4 protein-coding genes are annotated in these 3,317 nt (G+C 71.0%); all 4 read left to right on the top strand.

The annotated features are described in order from the left end of the window. On the top strand, positions 1–318 hold a 318-nt coding region (locus HY68_RS44745; RefSeq protein WP_041984630.1), incomplete at its 5' end, for an alpha/beta family hydrolase. Between the two features lie 245 nt (positions 319–563). After that, positions 564–1,232, top strand: a complete 669-nt coding sequence (locus tag HY68_RS04400) for a sigma-70 family RNA polymerase sigma factor (protein ID WP_041984627.1) — start codon at positions 564–566, stop codon at positions 1,230–1,232. Continuing rightward, positions 1,229–1,549 carry a mycothiol system anti-sigma-R factor gene (gene rsrA, locus HY68_RS04395; RefSeq protein WP_041984625.1) on the top strand — a complete coding sequence of 107 codons (321 nt, stop codon included), beginning with the start codon at positions 1,229–1,231 and terminating at the stop codon, positions 1,547–1,549. Before HY68_RS04400 ends, rsrA begins: the two co-directional genes overlap by 4 nt. Before the next feature lie 241 nt (positions 1,550–1,790). Beyond that, positions 1,791–3,305 carry an HD-GYP domain-containing protein gene (locus HY68_RS04390; RefSeq protein WP_078863420.1) on the top strand — a complete coding sequence of 505 codons (1,515 nt, stop codon included), beginning with the start codon at positions 1,791–1,793 and terminating at the stop codon, positions 3,303–3,305. Positions 3,306–3,317 lie beyond the last annotated feature (12 nt).

The following is a 3,317-nucleotide window of genomic DNA, read 5'->3' as shown; positions in this document are numbered from 1 at the left end:
GCGGCGGAGCTGGGCGCCCACGCCGTGCTGGCGCTGAGCTTCCCGCTGCACCCGCCGGGCAGGCCCGAGAAGTCACGCGCGGCCGAACTGCTCGGCGCCGGAGCGCCCACGCTCGTCGTCCAGGGCGGCAACGACCCGTTCGGGAAGCCCGCCGAATTCCCCGCCGAATTCTCCGCGGGCGGACACGAGCTGCTGGAGATCCCGTACGGCGACCACAGCTTCGCCGTTCCCAAACGGGCGCCGCTCAGCCAGGCCGAAGCGCTCGGAACGCTGGTCGAAGGCGTCGCTTCGTGGCTCGGAAAACCCCGGGAATGCTGAGGATGCGACCACTGTTGACAGAAACGTTGGTACACCAAGCGTAAGAGGGAGTCCGTCGTATGGGTTCGACCATGTGCCCCCGCCGTCCGGACGGCACTGACCTGGCGTGGACGGTCCTGGCCGCCGGTAAGCCGGCGCCGGCTGTGACGGTCGGCGCACCGGACCGAACCGCCCCGTCGAAGCAAGGTCGACTATTCTCCGATTCGAGTGGGTCCGCTTTTGGATCCGCCACAGCGTTGGAGGAGGTGGGTCCGGTCACTGGGACCGACGCGGGGACTTCAGGGACCGACGACGGCCGCGCGGAAGAGACCACTGCGGAGCGCAGTGCGCGCTTCGAGCGCGATGCCCTGGGCTACCTCGACCAGATGTACTCGGCCGCGCTGCGCATGACGCGCAACCCGGCCGACGCCGAGGATCTGGTGCAGGAGACCTACGCGAAGGCGTACGGCTCGTTCCACCAGTTCCGTGAGGGCACGAATCTCAAGGCATGGATGTACCGCATCCTCACGAACACCTTCATCAACTCGTACCGCAAGAAGCAGCGGGAGCCTCAGCGCAGTGCCGCCGAGGAGATCGAGGACTGGCAGCTGGCACGCGCCGAGTCGCACATGTCGACCGGGCTGCGTTCCGCCGAGTCGCAGGCGCTCGACCATCTCCCGGACTCCGACGTGAAGTCCGCCCTGCAGGCGATTCCCGAAGAGTTCCGCATCGCGGTTTATCTCGCCGATGTAGAGGGCTTTGCCTACAAGGAGATCGCGGACATCATGGGTACACCCATCGGCACGGTGATGTCGCGGTTGCACCGCGGTCGCCGTCAGCTGCGCGGCATGCTGGAGGACTACGCCCGTGAGCGCGGGCTCGTCCCGGCGGGTGCCGGAGAGTCGTCCGACGATCGGAAAGGTTCGGGCTCATGAGCTGCGGAGAGCCGCATGAGACGGATTGCAGCGAAGTCCTCGATCACTTGTATGAGTTTCTCGACCACGAGATGCCCGACAGTGACTGCACCAAGTTCGAGGTGCACTTCGAGGAATGCTCCCCGTGCCTGGAGAAGTACGGTCTCGAACAGGCCGTGAAGAAGCTCGTCAAGCGGTGCTGCGGTCAGGACGACGTACCCACCGACCTGCGGGCCAAGGTCATGGGCCGGATCGACCTGGTCAGGTCGGGACAGACCGTGCCGGACCATGACGTGACGGCTTCCGGCGCCGACCTGCCGGGTGCCACGAAGGACTGACGCGGGCCAGCAGCATCGGCAGGACCGGCAGGGGCGTACGGCGCATCGTGCGCTGTGCGCCCCTCCGTCGTCTCCGCATCGTCTCTACCGCTTGTTCCGTCCGTTTGTCACCCGAAGGTGCTAATCAGTCGCATAATTCCGCTCGCCGACGCCCAACTCGCTAGCCTGACCGTCTGTTTGAGCCCTGCGAGGGCTGGGTGAGCCCCTGCCGGGGGCCGGGCCGAGGAGGGGCGGCGACGCCGTGAGGGCCATACCGGGTGCGGCGCGCGCGTACATCTTGTGCACCGCGCTCTTCGCGACCCTCTGCGTGCTGCCCGCGCTGCGCCCCGGCCGGCCGTCGCCCGTCCCCTGGGCGGCCGTCGTGCTGCTCGCCGCGCTGTACGCCTTCTGTGAGATGCCCGCCCGCTACCGGCTGCACTTCCCCGGCCGCGGGCTCGGCGGGTCCGTACCCGTCGCGGCCGGATCGTTCTTCCCCGTCCTGCTCGCCGCCGCCTTCCTGCTGCCGCCGTCCGCCGCCGCGCTGGTCGCCGTACCCGGCGCCGTGCTCGGCCGGGTCGAGCAGCGGCCCCGGGGGGCCCGGCGGATCTGGCGCGCCGCCCAGCTCGCCGTCGCCACCTGGGCCGCGGCGCGGGCGCATCTGCTCTTCGGCGGGCCCGTCGCCCTCGGCGGCGGGGGGTACGGCCTCGCCGCCCCCGACTTCCCGTACGTCCTGCTGCCGGCCGGCGCCGCGGCGCTCACGTTCTGTCTGGTGCTCGCAGCCCTGGACGGCGGCATCCTCGTCACCGCCGAGCGGCTGTCCGCCCGTACCGCCTGGCGCGGCCTGCTGCCGCGCTCGCTGGCCTCGCACGGCGCGCACGGACTGGCCGGGCTGATGATGGCCGTCCTGTGGCGCAGTCCTTACGGGCCGCTCTCCGCGCTCTTCGTCCTGCTGCCGATGTACATCTCCTGCTGGGTCTTCGCCCAGTACCACCGGGAGCGCGCCGCGCACCAGGCCACCATCAGGGCGCTCGTCCAGGCCGTCGACATCAAGGACAAGTACACGCGCGGCCACAGCGAACGGGTCGGCAGGGCGTCCGTGATGATCGCGCACGAGCTGGGCATGGAGCGCGAACGGCTGGAGGTCCTGCGGTTCGCCGGGATCCTGCACGACGTGGGCAAGCTCGGCGTCCCCACCCGGGTGCTCCGCAAGGAGGGCCCGCTCACCCCGGAGGAGCGCCGCGTCATCGAACTGCACCCCGAGTACGGCCACGAGATGGTGCGCGGCATCGGTTTCCTCGGGGAGGCGCGCTCGGCGATCCTGCACCACCACGAACGGCTCGACGGCACCGGCTACCCGTACGGTCTCGTGGGGCGGCAGATTCCCGAGTTCGCCCGGGTGGTCGCCGTCGCCGACGCCTTCGACGCGATGACCTCCACCCGCTCCTACCGGCGGGCGCGGCCGGTGCGGACGGCCGTGGCCGAGCTGGAGCGGTGCGCGGGCAGCCAGTTCGACCCGGAGATGGTGCGGGCGCTGGTCAGGGCCCTGGACCGGCACGGCTGGCAGACGGCGGTGACGGCGGACGACACGAACGCCGCGCGGAACATCGCGGCGGGTGCGGCGGCCGGCGCGGCGTCCGACCCCGCCGCCGACCCCGAAGCCGAGACCGGAGCTGCGGCTGACACCGGTCCTGCTCCCGAGGCCGACCCGCGCGGCAGCGTCCCGCCGCCCGCCCGTTCGACCACCGCAGGACGCACCCCGCGCGGCGGTACCCGGTGAGCGCCGCGGCCA

The organism is Streptomyces sp. AcH 505, from assembly GCF_000818175.1.
GTDB lineage: Bacteria > Actinomycetota > Actinomycetes > Streptomycetales > Streptomycetaceae > Streptomyces.
The sequence above is the reverse complement of the archived record's forward strand: the minus strand, read 5'-3'. Positions and strand labels throughout refer to the sequence as shown.

What these genes read in the sequence shown, in the direction of transcription:
- rsrA (WP_041984625.1), top strand. Translation starts at nt 1,229, where the DNA reads ATGAGCTGCGGAGAGCCGCATGAGACGGATTGCAGCGAAGTCCTCGAT.